Source organism: Amycolatopsis sp. La24, from assembly GCF_029087445.1.
GTDB lineage: Bacteria > Actinomycetota > Actinomycetes > Mycobacteriales > Pseudonocardiaceae > Amycolatopsis > Amycolatopsis nivea.
Window position 1 is genome coordinate 27,823 of sequence record NZ_JARACH010000065.1, and the last position, 17,723, is coordinate 45,545.

Consider the following 17,723-nt stretch of genomic DNA (forward strand, 5'->3'; position numbering starts at 1 on the left):
CGCAAGCGAGTGTGGAGTCACGATGAAGCTGTCATTCAGCGATGACTTCCGCTTCCGGGGCCGTTTCAGCGGGTCAATACGACCGCGGCAAGCCAAGTGTGTGGCTCGCGACGTAGTTCAGGATCATCTCCCGGCTCACCGGTGCGATCTTGAGCAGGCGCGCCATTCCCCACAGGTGCGCGAGACCGTATTCAGTCGCCATTCCGTTGCCGCCGTGGGTTTGGATGGCTGCGTCGAGGGCTTTCAGGGCGGCATCGGCGGCGCTGTATTTCGCCATGTTCGCTGCCTCGCCCGCGGGGCGGCCCGCGTCGTGCAGCCACGCGGCTTTCGCGGTCATCAAGCGTGCGAGTTCGACGTCTACCGCCGCCTCCGCGAGCGGATGGGCCACTCCCTGGTGCGCACCGATCGGCGTGCCCCAGACCGAGCGCTCGTTCGCGTAGCGCGCGGCTTTCGCCAGTGCGTACCGTGCGATGCCGGTTTCGATCGCGGCGCCGCCGATGCGTTCCGGGTTGAGGCCGCGGAAAACGATGCGCAGTCCGTCGCCGACCTCGCCGATCCGGCGGTCGTCGTCCACCCGGACGTCGTCGAAGCTGAGCGTGTACTGCTTCTCCGGCGCGCGCATTTCGACCGGGATTCGGCTGCGGTGCAGGCCGTCGGCGTCCGTGGGCACGACGAACAGCGTCATTTCGCCCTGTCCGGAGTCGCTGGCGCCGGTGCGGGCCACGACGAGCAGGTTCGCGGCTTCGTCCACTCCGGAGATGTAGTACTTCGTGCCCGACAGCACCCACCCGTCCCCGTCCCGGCGCGCGGTGGTGCGCAGCTGGTGGCTGTTCGACCCGGCGTCCGGTTCGGTGATCGCGAAGACCATTTTCTCCGCACCGGAAGCCATCGCGGGCAGCCACCGGCGCTGCTGCCTGGGCGTGCCGAATTCCTTCAGCACCTCCCCGGAAATCGCGGCAGACACGAGCAAAAGCAGCAACGGCATCCCGGCCGCGGCGGTCTCCTCGACCACGATCGCGAGTTCGGTGATGCCCGCGCCTCCCCCGCCGTGTTCCTCAGGCAGGTTCACGCCGACGAAGCCCGCTTCGCCGAGGGCGTGCCACAGCTCGTCGGTGCGCCCGTCTTCGTCCAGCACGCGCCGGAAATACCCGTCGCCGAACCCCGCGCAGATCTTGCCGACCGCGGCCCGCAGATCGGCGTGCTCGGGCGATTCGTCGAAATCCATCAGTGCCGTCCCGAGGCTTCCGTGGCCGACGCATACTGCCGGCGCAGCTTGTACTTCATGACTTTTCCGCCGACTGTTTCCGGCAGCGCGTCCACGAACCGCACTGTTTTCGGGGTTTCGAAGCCAGCCAGGCGTTCCCGCGCGAACGCGATCAGCTCTTCCTCGGTGACCGCCGCGTCCTCGGCCAGCACGACGAACGCCGCCACCCGCTCGCCCCAGCGCTCGTCCGGCACGCCGATCACCGCTGCCTTCGCGACGCCGGGATGCAGGTGCAGTGCCGACTCCACCCGAATCGTCGAGACGTTCTCGCCGCCGGATTTCACGATGTCCTTGTACCGGTCGACCATCACGCGCTGGCCGCTTTCGCCGTAGGAGCAACTGTCGCCGGAGTGGAACCAGCCGTCGCGGAACGCTTCGCGCGTGGCCGCTTCGTCGAGGTAGTAGCCCGCGGTGGTGACGGGCGAACGGTAGACGGCTTCGCCCGGCACGCCTTCCTGTCCCTCCAAGGAAACGCCCTCCGGATCCACGATCTGCGACGCCAGCAGCGGACTGGGCGCTCCGACGTAGTTGTCCTGCGGTTCGGTCCGCTCGTACAGGTCTCGATGCTGGTCGGGCCAGAACCGGTGGCAGGCAATGGATTCCGTCTGCCCGAAGATTTCCGTGACTGTCAACTGTGGACAGTGCGCGCGAAGACCGGCGAGCACCGCGGGCGGGAGCGCGGCCCAGCCGTAGACGGCGATCCGCAGGGACGACACGTCGCGCGGGTGCGCGTCGAGTTCCTGCCGCAGCGCGCCGAGCATCGCCGGGGAACCACCCCACAGCGCGGTGCTCCGCTCGCGCTCGATGCAGTCGGCGGTCGCGACCGGGTCCGGCCGCCGTCCGATGACGGCCGAGCCGCCTGCCGCGAACGCCGCGAGGAGGAATATCTGATGGCCGACGTGATACATCATCGGCAGGAAGCTGGCGACCTTCACCGCGCCCTCGAACGGGACCCCGCGGGTGAGGGTGAGCGCGAAGCCGTGTGCGGCGAGCGTGGACGCCGCGTGCGAGCACATCACGCCCTTCGGCATCGCCGTCGTGCCGGACGTGAAAAGGATTTCGTAGATGTCGTCGCCGTGGATCGTGGTGTCCGGCGCGGTTTCGGAGACGCCGGAGACGAAGTGCGAGAACGACTCGCTGCCTTCCGGCGCGGGTCCGCCGATTTCCACCGCCACGTCCGGCGAAACCCCGGCGCCGCGCCACTGCTCCGGCGCGGCGACCCAGATGTCGGCGTCCACCACGCACATTCGCGGCTGCACCCGGTCGATCAGGTAGCGCACCACGTCCGGCGCCATGGCCGGGTTGATCGGCGCCGCGACCATGCCCGCCTTCGCGACGCCGAGTTTGAAGGCGTAGCCCTCGACGGAGTTCTCGCACACCATCGCCACCCGGTCGCCCCGGTGCAGCCCCCGGGCGAGCAGGGCGTTCGCGATTTGGCTGGTGAGCGCGTCGAGCTCGGCGAAGGTCAGCCGGGCGAAGCGGGGATCGCCGAACGCGCCGGGCCAGCCCGCGATCGCGGTCGCGTCCGGGACGCTCCAGGTGAGGCGTTCGACCAGATCGGACACGCAGATGCGGTTCCAGCGGTCGTCCGCGCGGCGGTTGTAGAGGCTGGTGACATCGAAGGCCATGAAGCTCCCCCTTTGGAACTCCGCGGTGAGCACGCCGCGTGCTCGGATGCCCCTCACCTTAGAGAATCATCATTCACTAAGCAAGGGGCTCCGCGGCCGGGGTCACTGGTCCGCGGCTATCTCCAGCACGAGCTCGGCGGCGCGGGCGAGGCAGTCGAGCAGCCGGTCGGCTTCGAGGCCGACGTTGTGGAACAGGTTCGACTGGACGGCGCCGACCGCGGCGTGGACGAGCGTGCGCGCCACCGCGTCGTCGAGGTCCGGATGCGCCTCGCGGGTGAGGTGCACCCACTCCTCCAGGTACAGCCGCTGCTTGCGGCGCAGCCGGACCTGGTCCTCGGCGGGCAGGCTGCCGATCTCGTTGTGGTAGACCCGCGCCAGCGCGCGCTGGCGCACCACGAACTCGGCCTGCCCGCGCACAAGCCGCCGCAACGTCTCGCGCGGCCCGGCATGCTCGGCGAGCGCGACCTCCTGGTCGGCGATGAGGCGGTCGATGATGTCGTCGAAGAGCGCGACGAGGATCGCTGCCTTGCTGTCGAAGTGCCGGTAGATCCCGGAACCGACAATCCCCGCGTCGCGGCCGATCTCGGCCATCGACACCGCGTGGTAGCCGTTGCGGCTGATCAGATCGCCCGCCGCGACGAGAATCTTCGCTCTCCGGTCGGGATCCCGCGTCCGGGTGGCCGAACGTGCCACACCCACCACCTCCAGCCTGTCGCTCCCGCCACGATATCGGCCGCGCGGCGGGCACGCCGAAGCGGACCCAGTGGGGTGAACGGCGGGTCACTCAGGGTTGGCGGGATTGCGGCGGGAGGACGGGCGGGGCAGGCGCGGGTGGAAGGACGGGCGCAACGCTGGGAAGACCCACGCGGGCGGGGAAGCCCGAAGCGTCCGCAGTCGCAGCGAAGGGTTGGCCACAAAGCGCTGCGCGGGCACTGGCGCGGCGAACCCGCAGCGAAGCTCGGCCGCAAACCCACGAGCGGACGCCTGGCTTAAACCCCCGTCCGGGCCCGGCTCAGCCGCGGCACTGCCCAGACCATTGACGCTCCCCGGCGAGGGCTCGGCCGCAAACCCGCAGCGGCTACTCGGCCACATCCCGGCCCGGACCCACCTCAGCCAGGGATCTGCCCCGGCCACCGACCCACCCCAGGCGAACCGGCGAGCACTCGACCCGAACCCACCTCAGCCACGGAACTGCCCCGACCTCCGGCCCTTCCCGGCGAACCGGCGAACACCCGGCCCAGCCCCAAGCCTGCCCCGCCACCGACCCTCCCCGGCCAACCGACGAACACTCGACCACAACCCCGCCCGAACCCACCTCAACCAAGGAACTGCCCCGGCCTCCAACCCTCCCCGGCGAACCGGCGAACACCCAGCCACAACCCAGCCCGGCCCAGCTCAGCGGCGAAACTGCCCCGCCCGCCGCCCAACCCCAGGCGGGCCAGCGAACGCCTGGGCCACCCGCATCCACTCCCCCGCGATATCACCGCGCGTGCGCAACGCCGTGTCCGCCACGTGCCGCCGCTGGGTCACCACCAGGCAGAAGTCCTCGGCCGGTCCAGTCACCGCGTTCGGGGAAGCCGGGTCGCCCCAGGTCCAATGGTCGCCGTCCGGGGCGGTCAAGTCCACGTGCACCTCGGCGTCGGGCACTGGCCGACCCCGCGCGCGGTAGCTGTTCGGGAAGGCCAGCACCCCGATCCGCGCCACGTGTCGCAGCCGTGCGGTCGCCTCGCGGCGCACGCCGAAAGCGTCGGCGACATCCTGCCCGTGCGCCCAGGTCTCCATGATCCGCGCCGTCAGCTTCGACGCCAGGCTCATCGACGGCCCGAACCACGGCACCCGGACCGCGGGATCCGCCGCCTCGGCCGCGGCGCGCAAACGGCGGTGTTCGTCGTTCCACCAGGCCAGCATCTGCGCACCGGGCCGATCCGCGTGCGCCGCTCCAATCCCGTCTACATAGGACTGCAGATCTTCGAGGGAATCCCGCAGTGCGACGAATTTCTCCGGCTCGCCGACGCACAGCGCGGTGACTCCGTCGAAATGCGCCAGGTGCGCGATCTGGTCGCGAACAGTCCACCCCGGCGCGGGCGTCGGCGCGGACCAGTCGTGGTCCGGCCGTCCGGCCAGCAACGCGGCGAGCGCGTCGTGCTCCGCCGCCAAGTCTGTCAGCAATCCGTCGATCATCGCGCCCGCCACTGCGGCGCCCGCTTCTCGGCGAATGCGCGCGGACCCTCCTGCGCGTCCTCGCTCAGATAAACCGGTTCCCAGATCCGCTCGGCCACCTCGAAGGCATCCGAGCGGCCGTGCTCGGCGACCGCGTACACCATTTCCTTCGCCGCCCGGACCGAAAGCGGTGCGTTGGCGGCGATGCGGGCGACCAGTTCACGTGTCGCGTCAAGCAGTTCCGCGCCCGGCACCACGCGGTTCACCAGCCCGATCTCGTAAGCGCGCCGGGCGCTGATCGGATCGCCGGTCACCAGGATCTCCATCGCGACGCGCGGCGGGACCAGCCACGGCAGCGGCGCGGCCCACGGCGAGCCGCGGCCGACTTTCGCTTCCGACACCGCGAACTTCGCCTCCTCCGCCGCGATGACCAGGTCCGCCGACTGTGCGAGCAGGAAGCCGCCGCCGTACGCGCCGCCGTTCACCGCGGCGACGACCGGTTTGGCGAGCTTCAGCGTGCGGCCGGGTTGGGGCACGAAGTCCGGCGGCGGCACAGTGAGCTTGGTACTTGCCATCTCCTTCAGATCGCCGCCCGCGCAGAACGCCCGGTCCCCGGCCCCGGTCAGCACGATCACCGAGACCGCCGGATCAGCGTCCGCCTCCTCGAAGCGCGCTTTCAGGCCGCGCCGGACCGCCGCGTTGAGCGCGTTGCGCGCCTCCGGCCGGTTGATGGTGATCCACGCGGCGCCGTCTTCCACCGCGTATCGGACCTCGTCAGCCATTTTCGCCTCCCGCACCGGTTTCCTCGAGCACGATCAGTACTGTTCCGGTGTCCACAGTGGACCCTTCAGCGACCGGGACGCTGCCCACGACGGCGTCGGCGGGCGCGGTGACGGCGTGCTCCATCTTCATCGCCTCCAGCACGATCAGCTGCTGCCCGGCCCGCACCTGCTCGCCGGGCGCGACCGCCACCCGGGTCACTGTGCCCGGCATCGGCGCGACCAGCGAACCCTCCAGCAGGTGGTCGGCGGCGTCCGGGAACCGCGGCAGCACCGCCAGTTCGACCGTCCCGCCCGGCCAGCCCGCGTAGACGGTCGCGCCGGCCCGGTCGATCGAGAACGCCCGGCGCACGCCGTCCACGACGAGATCCGCGTGCTGCGGCGTGCAGGCGTGGATGACGACCTCGTGCGGCTCGCCGTCCACTTCGAACCGGACGTCGCGGCCGAGCCGGTAGCCGACGGCCAGTTCGCGGTCCAGATGCCGGTACGACCGCGTCTGCAGTTGCGCGGGCGAGGACCGGAAGCCCGACGTCACGTGCGGCAGCACCCGTGCCGACGCCCGTTCGTGCGCTTGCTCGGCCAGCGCGGTCGCGAGCGCCGCGGCGCGGACCACCTCGGCGTCGTCGACCTCGATCAGCGTCGACGGCCGCCGCCGGTCGAGGAAATGCGTGTCGATCCGCGCGGCGGCGAACTCCGGGTGTTCGAGGATGCCGACCAGCAGCGCCCGGTTGGTGGTGACGCCGTGCACGCGGGCCCGCCGGAGCGCCCGGACGAGCCGCGCGGTCGCTTCTTCCCGCGTCCGCCCGTAGCCGACGACCTTCGCCAGCATCGGGTCGTAGTTGGTGGACACCACCGAACCCGACTCGACGCCGCCGTCGACCCGCAGCCCCTCGGTTTCCGGGATCTCGAAGCGCTCCAGCAGACCGGCCGCGGGCAGGAAATCGCGCGCCGGGTCCTCGGCGTAGAGCCGGGCTTCGATCGCGTGCCCGCGGATCCGCGGCTCGTGCGCCTCCGGCGGCAGCGGCGCCCCGGCGGCGACCTCCAGCTGGAGCCGCACCAGGTCGAGGCCGGTGACCAGCTCGGTGACCGGGTGCTCCACCTGCAGCCGCGTGTTGACCTCCAGGAAGAAGAACCCGCCGTCCGGCGCGACGATGAACTCCACCGTGCCCGCCCCGACGTAGCCGAGCGCGCGCCCGGCGTCCACCGCGGCCGCGCCCATCCGGGCCCGCAGCTGCTCGTCCACCACCGGCGACGGGGCTTCCTCGACGATCTTCTGGTGCCGCCGCTGGATCGAGCACTCCCGTTCGTTCAGGTGCACCACGGTGCCGTGCCGGTCGCCGAAGATCTGGATCTCGATGTGCCGCGGATTGTCCACGTAGTGCTCGAGGAACACCGTGTCGTCGCCGAACGCCGCTCCGGCCTCGCGGCGGGCCGACGCGATCGCCTCGAGCAGCTCGCCCGGTTCGCGCACCACCCGCATGCCGCGCCCGCCGCCGCCGAACGACGCCTTGACCAGCACCGGCCAGCCGATGTCGGCGGCGATGCCGAGCACCTTGTCGTCGGCGACGCCGGTCAGGTCCCGCCCGGGCAGCACCGGCACGCCGGCGCGTTCCATCATCTCCCGCGCGGTCAACTTGCTGCCCATCGCGGCGATCGCTTCGGCGGGCGGACCGACGAACGTGACGCCCGCGGCCTCGCACGCCCGTGCGAATCCCGCGTTCTCCGAAAGGAAACCGTAGCCGGGGTGGATCGCGTCCGCGCCGACGCGTTCCGCCGCGGCCAGCACCCGGTCGGCCCGCAGGTACGACTCGGCCGGCGTCGCCCCGCCGAGCGGGACCGCTTCGTCGGCGTCGTGCACGAACGGCGCGTCGGCGTCCGGATCGGCATAGACCGCGACCGTGGCGATGCCGAGTTCGCGGCACGTCCGGAAGACCCGGCGGGCGATCTCGCCGCGGTTGGCGACCAGCACCTTGGTGATCATGTGTCCCTCGCCTACATCCGGAAGACCCCGAACCCGCGGGTCCCCTCGATCTCGTTGTTGTGGCACATCGACAGGGCGATCCCGAGCGTGTCCCGCGTGTCGCGGGGGTCGATCACGCCGTCGTCGTAGCACTGGCCGCTCATGTACAGCGCGAGCGATTCGGCCTCGATCCGCTCCGCCAGTTCGGCGCGGCGGCGCGCGTCGGCCTCCTCGTCGAACGGCCGCCCGGCCGCCGCGGCGGCTTGCCGGGCGACGATCGACATCACCCCGGCCAGCTGCTCCGGGCCCATGATCGCGGTCTTCGAGTTCGGCCAGGTGAACAGCAGCCGCGGATCGTAGGAGCGGCCGGACATGCCGTAGTTGCCCGCGCCGTAGGAGGCGGCCAGGTTGACCGTCAGGTGCGGCACCCGGCTGTTGGTGACGGCGTTGATCATCTTCGAGCCGTCCTTGATCATGCCGTTCTGCTCGTACTGCGTGCCGACCATGAACCCGGTGGTGTTCTGCAGGAAGACCAGCGGGGTGTCGGTCTGGTTGCACAGCAGGATGAACTCGCTGCCCTTCTTGGCCTCCTCGTTGAACAGCACGCCGCGCGCGTTCGCGAGGACGCCGACCGGGAAGCCGTGGATCGAGGCCCAGCCGGTGACCAGAGCCGTGCCGTAGAGCGGTTTGTACTCCTCGAACCGGGAGCCGTCCACGATCCGCGCGACCACCTCGCGCGGGTCGAACGGGACCTTCAGGTCGACCGACGCGATCGACAGCAGGTCTTCGGCCGGGTACAGCGGTTCGTCGGCCGGTTCGGTCGGGCCGGGGCCGAGCTTGCGCCAGTTCAGGTGCTCCACGATCTCCCGGCCGAGCGACAGGCATTCGTGCTCGTCGCGGGCGAGGTAGTCGGCCAGCCCGGACGTGCGGGCGTGCATGTCCGCGCCGCCGAGGCTTTCGTCGTCGGCGTCCTCGCCGGTGGCCATCTTCACCAGCGGCGGACCGCCGAGGAACACCTTCGCCTGGTTCTGCACCATCACCGCGTAGTCGCACATGCCCGGCACGTACGCGCCGCCCGCGGTCGAGTTGCCGAAGACCAGCGCGATGGTCGGGATCCCGGCCGCCGACAGCGCGGTCAGCTCGTGGAACAGCCGCCCGGCCGGGACGAACAGCTCGGCCTGGCGTTCCAGGTCGCCGCCGCCGGACTCGACCAGGTTGATCACCGGGAGCCGGTTCTCGCGGGCGATCTGCATGGCCCGCAGCACTTTCTTCCAGGTGTAGGGGTTCGACGCGCCGCCGCGCACGGTCGGATCGTGCCCGACGATCATGCATTCGACCCCGCTGACCACACCGATGCCCGTGACGACGCTCGCGCCGACCGGGTATTCCGTGCCCCAGGCCGCGACGCCGCCCAGCTCCAGGAACGGCGCGTCCCGGTCGAGCAGCAGCTCGATCCGTTCCCGCACCAGGAGCCGGCCGCGTTTCCGATGCCGTGCCACGTATTTCTCGCCGCCGCCGTCCACCGCGCGGCCGAGCTGGCGGCGCAGTTCGGCCAGCCGTTCGAGGTTGCCCTCGCGGTTGGCGGCCGCGGTCGCCGAGGAGAAGTCGAACGTACTCGTGAGTGTCTTCATCCGGCCTGGATTCCTTTCCCACACCGGGTCCGCGCCGCCGCTCCGGCGAGCAGCGCGGCGGTTTCGGCGATGTCGCCGGCACTGCAGCCGCGCGACAGGTCCGCCCACGGCCGGCGCAGGCCGAGGACGAACGACCCGAGCGCCCGGGCGCCACCGACCCGTTCGGCGACCTTGTACGCGATGTTGCCCGCCTCCAGCGACGGGAACACCAGCACGTTGGCCCCGCCCGCCAGCACCGAGCCGGGCGCCTTGCGCGCCGCGACGCCCGCGTCCACCGCGACGTCGAACTGGATTTCCCCGTCGGCGACCAGGTCCGGCCGCGTCGCGCGCAGCAGCCGGGTCGCCTCCCGGACCTTGTCCGCGCGCGGGTGGACCGCGCTGCCGCTGGTGGAGAACGACAGCAGCGCCACCCGCGGCTCGGTCCCGAACAATGCCTGGTGGTGATCGGCCGCCGCGGCGGCGATCCGCGCCAGCTGCGCCGCGTCCGGGTCGGGCACGACCACGCAATCGGCGTAGGTGGCCCACGTGCCGTGGTGGCGGATCGCGAAGCAGCCGCACACGAGGTCCGCCGTCCGCAGCTGCCGGATGCCCGCCCGCAGCACCGCCGCACTGGTGGTGAGGCTGCCGCTGACGCCCGCGGCGAGCCCGGCCGGTTCCAGCACCCGGGCCAGGTAGTCCACTGTGGACTCGCCAGGCGGCGGGGTCAGCTCCTCGACGCCCGCGGGCGCGGTGCCGGGCGCGGCGCCGATCAGCACCGGCGTGATGCCGCCCTGCTCCACCAGCCGGGCCGCCGCTTCGATCACCCGCTCGTCGCTCGCGTCGGCGAGTCCGATTCGGACAGTCATCGCGCGAGGTCCGCGGGAGCGTCGAATTCCATTTGCAGCAGGCCGAGCGAAAGGGTTTTGCCTTGCGCGTCCGTGCGCAGCGAAGCCGCTCCGCCGCCGTCGAGCGCGTCGTGGAGGATGAAGTTCAGTGCCCGCAGGTTCGGCAGTTCGTAGCGCACGACCTCGCCGCGGCACAGCGCGCGGAAATGCGCGGCGACGCGTTCGGCGGTCAGGTGCTCCCGGAGGAACTCATACGCCGCGTCGGTTTCGGTCCAGACGCCGATGTTCGCGTCCGCGCCTTTGTCACCGGAGCGCGCCGAGGCGAACTCGCGCAACTGCGTCGTCCCGGTCATGCCGCCACCTCGCTGACTCGCACTGCCGGGCGCACCGCGGATTTCTCGAGCAACGCGGGCCAGAACCCGACGATCGCGCTGGCTTTGGGCCGCCCGCCGGCGAAACCGGTCAGCCCTGGCGGGCCGGACGTCAGCAACGAGGCCAGTTCCGCGCCGAGCCGGTCGACCGCCGCCTTGTCCTGCGACCGGACCGACACCCGCAGCACGACTTCCGACGGCGGCGCGGCCGGCTCCGGCAACATTCCCTCGTACAGCACGTTGGTGCCGACGACCTCCACCCGGCAGTCTTCTTCGGGAAACCGGACGCCGTCCTCGGCGAGCCGCGCCAGCAGAAGATCAGCGGTGCAGCGCGCTTTCGCCGCCGCGTCCGGACCGCCGACGGTCAGCTGCGCGGTGGTGCGCCAGCCGTCGAGCGTGCTGACGGAAACCTTGTAGGTGTCGGTGGGCGCGCTGCCGCGCACGCCGTGCACGCGGACGCGGTCCGGGCCGTCCTGGGCCAGCTGGATCGAGGTGAAGTCCGCGACGACGTCCGGCGTGAGGTACCGGGCGGGGTCGCCGAGTTCGTACAGCAGCTGCGCGGTGACGGTGCCGGCGTCGACCAGTCCCCCGGTGCCCGGTTTCTTGGTCAGGACGAACTCGCCGGACTCGCTGACCTCCGCGATCGGGTAGCCAATGCCGGCCAGGTCGGGCACGGATTCCCAGCGGTCGTAGTTGCCGCCGGTGCTCTGCGTGCCGCATTCGAGCAGGTGCCCGGCGACGGTGCCGGCCGCGAGCCGGTCGTAGTCGCTCGCGGTCCAGCCGAACTCGTGGATGAGCGGGGCGAGCACGAGCGACGGGTCGGTCACGCGCCCGGTGACGACGATGTCCGCGCCGTCGGCCAGCGCCTCGGCGATCGGGAACGCGCCCAGGTAGACGTTCGCGCTCTGCACGCGCGCCAGCTCGCCGGCCAGCGGAGTGCCGGTCGTGAGGTTCGCCAGCGCGTGCCCGTCCTCGATCAGCGCGGGCAGCCTGGCGAGGATGTCGTCACCGCCGACCGTGGCGACCCGGACCGGGACGCCGAGCCGCCGCGCGACCTCCTCGACCGCGGTCGCGCACGCCGCCGGGTTCACCCCGCCCGCGTTCGCGACGATCTTGATGCCGTGCTCCGCGCAGTCCGGAAGGATCCGCTCGAGCTGCGCGACGAAGTCCGTCGCGTACCCGGCTTCGGGGTTCCGCGCCCGCAGCTTCTGCATGATGCTCATCGTGACCTCGGCCAGGAAGTCCATCGTCAGATAGCCGATGCCGCCGCCGCGCACCAGCTGCAGCGGCCCGCGCACCGAATCGCCCCAGAAGCCCTGGCCGTTGCCGATCGCGACGGTTCTGCCGGTCATGACCCCTCCTCGCTAGTGAATTACTATTCACTATGGGCATTCCACTCGCGCCTGTCAAGACAAGCCCCGCGCCGTGATCGCCGCGCGCTGGCATCCGGCCCGGGCACGCGTTACAGTGCCGCATTAGTGAATGGGAACTCACCTGAAGATCCCGGAGGACCGCCCCGGTCGGGATTCCCGCGATCCGTGGAGGAGCAATGGAGCTCGCCGCCAACCTGATCCAGCGCGTCAACGTCGCGGATTCCCTCCGCCGGAGCGCCGCCGCCCGCCCGGACCGCCCGGCGCTCGTCGACGGCCCGCGCGCCTGGACCTACGCCGAACTGGACGACTGGGTCGACCGCCTCGCCAGCGGCTTGTCGGCGAAGGGCTACGAGCGCGGCGACGTTCTCGCCCTCGCGTCCGGCAACAGCGCGGAATTCCTCGCGGCCTACTACGCCTGCGCCCGGCTGGGCGTCGTCTGCGTGCCGATCAACCTGGGCTGGCGGCCGAAGGAAGTCGGCTACGTGCTGACCCACTCCCGGGCCCGCGGCCTGGTCGTGGAAACCCAGCTGGTCGCGACGATGGCCGAGTCGCTCGCCGAATGCGCCCAGGTGTCCGACGTCTTCGTCGCCCCCGGCACCGGTGCGGAGTGGTCCCCGGCGCCGACGGACCGCTCCTGGACCACGCTGGACGAGGTCGCCGCCGGACCGGCCGCCCCGGGAGAAGCCCTGGTGGCCGACCGCGATCCGCTGAGCTACCTCTACACGTCCGGCACCACGTCGTTCCCCAAGGGCGTCGTCGGCACGCATCTGGGCATCTACCTGGAGTCCATGTCAGCCGCCCTGGACAACGGCTGGAGCGCGGCCGACCGGTTCCTGGCGATGATGCCGATGTTCCACACCGCGCAGCTCAACGCGTTCTGCACGCCCGCGATCCTCGTCGGCGCGACGGTGCACATCCATCGCGGTTTCGAGCCCGAACGCTTCCTCGAAACGATCGAAGGCGAAGGGATCACCCAGGTGTTCGGCCTGCCGATGATGTACCGGGCGGCGCTGGATCACCCGTCGTTCGGCGCGCGGGACCTGTCTTCGCTGCGCCGCGCCACCTACGCGATGGCTCCGATGCCCGAAGCCCAGATCAAGGCCTGCCTCGACGGCTACGGCTGCGAATTCGCGCTGCTGTTCGGGCAGACCGAGATGTCGCCGGTCACCACCCTGTTCCGGCCCGAGCACCAGCTCACCCACGTCGGCGCCGTAGGCACCCCGCTCACCGGCGTCCACGTCGCGATCATGGACGAGCAGGGCGAGCTGCTGCCCCGAGGGGAAACCGGCGAGATCGTCTACCGCGGACCGTCCACAATGGAGGGATACCTGCGCGACCCGGACGCGACGGAAACCGCGTTCCGGCACGGCTGGTTCCACTCCGGCGACGTCGGCCGGTTCGGCCCCGACGGCGTGCTGTGGTTCACCGACCGGGCCAAGGACGTCATCAAGACCGGCGGCGAGAACGTCGCGTCGCTGGAGGTGGAGCGCGCGGTCTACGACGCCGAACCGAACGTCGCGGAGGTCGTCGTCGTAGGGCTGCCGCACGAACGCTGGACGGAGGCGATCACCGCGGTCGTCGTCCCGAAACCCGGCTGCCGGATCGACGCGGAAACCCTGCGCACCGCGCTCAAGGACCGGCTGGACGGGTACAAGGTGCCGAAAGCGGTGATCGTCGCCAACGAACTGCCGCGCACTTCGACGGGGAAGATCCAGAAGAACGTGGTCCGGGAACAGCACGCGAACCACTACGGGGAGCGGTGAAGGAGCCCCTGTCCGGAACGCCACTACTCAGCGAGCAGCCCGAGCACGACCTGGTCAGCGAACTCCCCGCCGACCCACGCGGCGCGCCGCAAGGTGCCCTCCGGCACGAAGCCGGACGCGGGTAGCGGCACAGGACCTCGACCGCATCACCGCCCAGACCCCTGGCCCCGATAAGCCGGGCGGAGAGCGACGCCTACGTGCGCGATTCCGGTTCTGGAGATCGATGCCCCAGTGCGACGCTTCTCCCGCCGGCGTGTTGCCCGCGAGCCGCACCGCCGAGAAGCACGAGGCGTCGCCGACGGGATCGGACCCGGCATGAGGAGACTCCGCGGACCCCGGCGGAATCGGCCGCCACCGGCGGACCGATTTTCCGTTGCGCATTCCCGGTTCTTGCCCGATGGCGCGGCGAACCCCAACCGGTTTCCGGCTTCGGGCACGCACCCGGGTCACGGCGACAACTGCTCGAGCACCTGGCCCTTGGTCTCGATCGCGTGCCGGATCGTCACGACCCCGCCGACGAGCGCCACGACGGCGAACGCGGCACCCCAGGAGAAGAACTGCGTTTCAGCGGGCTTGCTCGGGAGACCACTGCAGCAGGAACCGCAGCGCCTCCTCGCTCGGCGAACCCGGTTCCGCGGTATAGGCGACCAGCAGCTGCTCCGGATGAGTGTCCACTGTGAACTGTTGCACGTCGAGTTCGAGCTTCCCGGCGACCGGATGGCGATAGACCTTCGACAGCGCACGCGGCCCGCGCACCTGGTGATCCGCCCACCACCGCCGGAAATCCGGGTCCCGCACGCTCAGTTCGCCGACCAGCGCGCTCAACGCGGGGTCGTGCGGCGTGCGTCCGGCTTCCATCCGCAGCACCGAAACGCACTCGCGCGCGGCCCGCGGCCAATCGGCGTACAGTGACCGGAACGATTCGTCCACAAAGGTCAGCCGGATCAGATTCCGCTCAGCCACCGGCAATTTCTCGAAATCGGTGAGCAAGGCGGCGCTTCCGCGGTTCCAGGCCAGCACGTCCATCCTGCGGTGCAGCACCATGGCCGGAACGTCGCGCATCGTGTCCAGCAACTGCCGCAGCCGGGGCGCGACCTCTGGACGGACCGGCTGCCGCGGGGAGACCGGCGCGACGTCGGCGACCGTGAAGAGGTACGCGCGTTCGTCCGGCGCGAGTTGCAGGGCATCGGCCAGCGCGTCGAGCACCGACCGGGAAACGCGGTTCGTGCGGCCCTGTTCGAGCCGCACGACGTAGTCGATGCTGAGATGTGCGAGCTGAGCCAGCTCCTCGCGGCGCAACCCGGGGACGCGCCGCCGCCGTCCGTCGTCCGGATACCCTGCCTGCCGCGGATCGAGCGCCGCCCGGCGGGCGCGCAGGAAGTCGCCCAGTTCGCTTGCCATGCCACCAGTGTGCCGTGCGGGCCGGGCCGCTTGCCTGGTACTGGGATGCATAGGCAGCACTGTCCCTGGTTCGGGCCCTGGACCGCGTCGAAGCTGGAGACATGCGAAACGACATCTCCTTCCTCAGCAACAACCTCCGCATCGCCGCCCACCTCTATCTCCCGGACGCCCCCGGCCCGCATCCCGCGCTGGTCGTCGGGCACCCGGGCACCGGTGTCAAGGAGCAGACCGCAGGCTCGTACGCCGAGCTGATGGCCGCGCAGGGCTACGCCGCTCTCGCCTTCGACGCCGCTTACCAGGGCGAAAGCGAGGGCCTGCCGTGCGGACTCGAAGACCCCGCTCAGCGAGTCGAGGACTTCAAAGCCGCGGTCAGCTACCTGACCGGCCGCGAGGACATCGACCCCGCCCGGATCGGTTTGCTCGGCATCTGCGCGTCCGGCGGCTACTCGCTGACCGCCGCCTCCACTGACCGCCGCGTGCGAGCCGTCGCCACGGTCAGCGCCGCCGACGTCTCCCGCCAGCTGCGCCTCGGCGCCGACGGAACCCAGGACCCGGCGGTGTTCGACGCGATGCTGACCGCTTCCCGCACCGCGCCCGGCGGTCTGCCAGTCTTCCCCGCGAACGAACAGGAAGCCCACGCCGCCGGCCAGCACGCCTACGAGGGCTGGGAGTACTACTGCACCCCGCGCGGCGCGCACCCCCGCTCCGCCAAGACGCTGGCCTGGGACAGCATCGACCGGCTCGCGTTCTTCGACGCCTTCGCGCCGCTCTCGCTGCTCGGGCCGCGGCCGCTGCTGATGATCGTCGGCGACCGCGCCGAGACCATGTGGATGAGCATCGAGGCGTTCCAGCGGGCCACCGGTCCGAAGGAGATGTTCCGCGTCCCCGGAGCGTCCCATGTGGACCTTTACGACCGCCCGGCGGCGGTCGGCCCGGCCGCGGAGAAGCTGGCCGAGTTCTTCGGCAAGCACCTGTGACCGTTGAGCAGCACGGTCTCTACTGTCCGGCGCTCCCGGAAGCAGTGTCGAGCGGGCGCTCGAAGAAGGTCTCGAGGACGACGATCGCCTGAGTGCTCGTGACTCCGTCAATCGCGTAGAGGCGGCGAAGCGATGCCTGCAGCTCCTCCGTCGTTGACGTGCGGATCTTCACCAGCAGAGCCGCCGGGCCCGCGATGACGTGCGCCTCGACGACCTCGGGGAGCGCCGCGATCGCTTCGCTCGTCGGCGAGTCGCCCATCCAGGCGTTGGCCTCCACCAGCACGAACGCCGCCACTCCCCGGCCGACCGCCGCCGGATCGACGTCGACGGTGGTCCGCCGGATGACGCCCTGTTCGCGCAGCTTCCGCACCCGCTCGTGCGCGGCGCCCGCGGACAATCCCACGGCCTGCCCCAGCGCGGCGTAGGCCTGGGTGGCGTCGCGCTGCAGCTCAGCGAGGAGTCTGCGATCCAAGTCATCCACGCCTTGACGGTATCAGGTTCGGAAGGACAAGCTTTAGGCGAGATGACATTCAGAACCTGGGGGTAATCAGTGGACCTGGTCAAGACTGAGTTCGCAGTGCTGGACGAGCGGTTCGCGCGCTGCAACGGCGACGAGTGGATGCAGCGCCTGCACACCGGATGCCGCTGGACCGAGGGACCGGTCTATTTCCCGGCCGGCCGGTACCTCGTGTTCAGCGACATCCCGAACGACCGGACCTTGCGCTGGGACGAGACCACCGGCCAGGTCGGCGTGTTCCGGCAGCCCTCGGGCTACGCCAACGGCCACACGAGAGACCGCGCGGGGCGGCTGGTCAGCTGCGAGCAGGGCCACCGCCGCGTCACGCGCACCGAACCGGACGGCAGCGTGACCGTGCTCGCGGAGCGGTATCGCGGCCGACGGCTCAACAGCCCCAACGACGTCGTCGAACGGTCCGACGGATCCATCTGGTTCACCGACCCGAGCTACGGCATCGACAGCGATTACGAGGGCTACCAAGCGGAAAGTGAGATCGACGCCTGCCACGTCTACCGAGTCGACCCGGCAGACGGAGAGGTCCGGATCGTCGCAGACGACTTCGAACGCCCCAACGGACTGGCCTTCTCCGCCGACGAGAGCAAGCTGTACATCGCGGACACACGGCAAAATCCCAGCCACATCAGGGTTTTCGACGTCACCGACGACGGCAGGCTCACCGGCGGCGAGGTATTCGGCACCTGCGACAACGGCGCCTTCGACGGGCTCAGGGTGGACACCGCAGGACGAGTCTGGGCAGCCGCCCACGACGGGCTGCACTGTTTCGCTCCCGATGGCACCCGGATCGGCAAACTGCTGGTGCCGGAAATCTGCTCGAACCTGACCTTCGGCGGAGCGCGCCGCAACGAACTGTTCATCACCGCGTCCAGTTCGGTCTACACCTTGCGCGTCAACTTCAACGGGGTTCGCTGATTGGAATCGCCCACCCGACAACTTGATCGCGAACGGCTTCGGCCTGAGGCGGGGACGGGAACGGTCGAGTTCGGTCAACGCACTCTCGCTTGTTCCCCGTGCGACGAGACGCTCACCGCTATGCTCGGGAGCCACAGGAGGGGAC

15 protein-coding genes are annotated in these 17,723 nt (G+C 70.6%); 3 read left to right on the plus strand and 12 right to left on the minus strand.

All coding sequences use genetic code 11. The features are described 5' to 3' along the window. Positions 1–73 precede the first annotated feature (73 nt). The 10 genes from PUT80_RS38255 to PUT80_RS38300 form a co-directional block, all read right to left on the minus strand. Positions 74–1,225 carry an acyl-CoA dehydrogenase family protein gene (locus PUT80_RS38255; RefSeq protein WP_134666863.1) on the minus strand — a complete coding sequence of 384 codons (1,152 nt, stop codon included), beginning with the start codon at positions 1,223–1,225 and terminating at the stop codon, positions 74–76. Then, the gene (locus PUT80_RS38260) at positions 1,225–2,892 is read right to left on the minus strand and encodes an AMP-binding protein (protein ID WP_275295043.1); all 1,668 of its coding nucleotides are present in this window, start codon (positions 2,890–2,892) and stop codon (positions 1,225–1,227) included. The genes PUT80_RS38255 and PUT80_RS38260 overlap by 1 nt, the downstream gene beginning before the upstream one ends. 102 nt (positions 2,893–2,994) lie before the next feature. Next, positions 2,995–3,585, minus strand: coding sequence for a TetR/AcrR family transcriptional regulator (locus PUT80_RS38265; protein WP_199818128.1), 591 nt, complete (start codon positions 3,583–3,585; stop codon positions 2,995–2,997). 702 nt (positions 3,586–4,287) lie between these two features. After that, entirely contained in the window at positions 4,288–5,061 is a 774-nt protein-coding gene (locus PUT80_RS38270) for a TIGR03084 family metal-binding protein (protein ID WP_275295044.1), read from the minus strand. Between the two features lie 8 nt (positions 5,062–5,069). After that, a complete protein-coding gene (locus tag PUT80_RS38275) occupies positions 5,070–5,834 on the minus strand; it encodes an enoyl-CoA hydratase-related protein (RefSeq protein ID WP_275295045.1) in 765 nt (254 codons plus the stop codon). Then, positions 5,827–7,812, minus strand: a complete 1,986-nt coding sequence (locus PUT80_RS38280) for a biotin carboxylase N-terminal domain-containing protein (RefSeq protein ID WP_275295046.1) — start codon at positions 7,810–7,812, stop codon at positions 5,827–5,829. Before PUT80_RS38280 ends, PUT80_RS38275 begins: the two co-directional genes overlap by 8 nt. Positions 7,813–7,823: 11 nt before the next feature. Then, the gene (locus PUT80_RS38285; RefSeq protein WP_134666873.1) at positions 7,824–9,422 is read right to left on the minus strand and encodes a carboxyl transferase domain-containing protein; all 1,599 of its coding nucleotides are present in this window, start codon (positions 9,420–9,422) and stop codon (positions 7,824–7,826) included. After that, the gene (locus PUT80_RS38290) at positions 9,419–10,267 is read right to left on the minus strand and encodes a phosphate acyltransferase (RefSeq protein ID WP_275295047.1); all 849 of its coding nucleotides are present in this window, start codon (positions 10,265–10,267) and stop codon (positions 9,419–9,421) included. The genes PUT80_RS38285 and PUT80_RS38290 overlap by 4 nt, the downstream gene beginning before the upstream one ends. Beyond that, positions 10,264–10,599, minus strand: coding sequence for a hypothetical protein (locus PUT80_RS38295; RefSeq protein ID WP_275295048.1), 336 nt, complete (start codon positions 10,597–10,599; stop codon positions 10,264–10,266). Before PUT80_RS38295 ends, PUT80_RS38290 begins: the two co-directional genes overlap by 4 nt. Beyond that, positions 10,596–11,969 carry an acyclic terpene utilization AtuA family protein gene (locus PUT80_RS38300; protein WP_275295049.1) on the minus strand — a complete coding sequence of 458 codons (1,374 nt, stop codon included), beginning with the start codon at positions 11,967–11,969 and terminating at the stop codon, positions 10,596–10,598. The genes PUT80_RS38295 and PUT80_RS38300 overlap by 4 nt, the downstream gene beginning before the upstream one ends. Before the next feature lie 197 nt (positions 11,970–12,166). Between PUT80_RS38300 and PUT80_RS38305 the strand changes: the two genes are divergently transcribed. Continuing rightward, positions 12,167–13,753 carry an AMP-binding protein gene (locus PUT80_RS38305; RefSeq protein ID WP_275295050.1) on the plus strand — a complete coding sequence of 529 codons (1,587 nt, stop codon included), beginning with the start codon at positions 12,167–12,169 and terminating at the stop codon, positions 13,751–13,753. A gap of 564 nt (positions 13,754–14,317) precedes the next feature. On the opposite strand, the gene PUT80_RS38310 is transcribed toward PUT80_RS38305, so the two are convergent. Next, entirely contained in the window at positions 14,318–15,154 is an 837-nt protein-coding gene (locus PUT80_RS38310; protein WP_275295051.1) for a helix-turn-helix transcriptional regulator, read from the minus strand. 101 nt (positions 15,155–15,255) lie between these two features. On the opposite strand from PUT80_RS38310, the gene PUT80_RS38315 reads away from it, so the two are divergent. Beyond that, the gene (locus tag PUT80_RS38315) at positions 15,256–16,131 is read left to right on the plus strand and encodes an alpha/beta hydrolase (protein ID WP_275295052.1); all 876 of its coding nucleotides are present in this window, start codon (positions 15,256–15,258) and stop codon (positions 16,129–16,131) included. Between the two features lie 19 nt (positions 16,132–16,150). On the opposite strand, the gene PUT80_RS38320 is transcribed toward PUT80_RS38315, so the two are convergent. Continuing rightward, positions 16,151–16,612, minus strand: a complete 462-nt coding sequence (locus PUT80_RS38320) for an Lrp/AsnC family transcriptional regulator (RefSeq protein ID WP_275295053.1) — start codon at positions 16,610–16,612, stop codon at positions 16,151–16,153. 69 nt (positions 16,613–16,681) lie between these two features. On the opposite strand from PUT80_RS38320, the gene PUT80_RS38325 reads away from it, so the two are divergent. After that, the gene (locus tag PUT80_RS38325) at positions 16,682–17,578 is read left to right on the plus strand and encodes an SMP-30/gluconolactonase/LRE family protein (protein ID WP_275295054.1); all 897 of its coding nucleotides are present in this window, start codon (positions 16,682–16,684) and stop codon (positions 17,576–17,578) included. Positions 17,579–17,723: the final 145 nt, after the last annotated feature.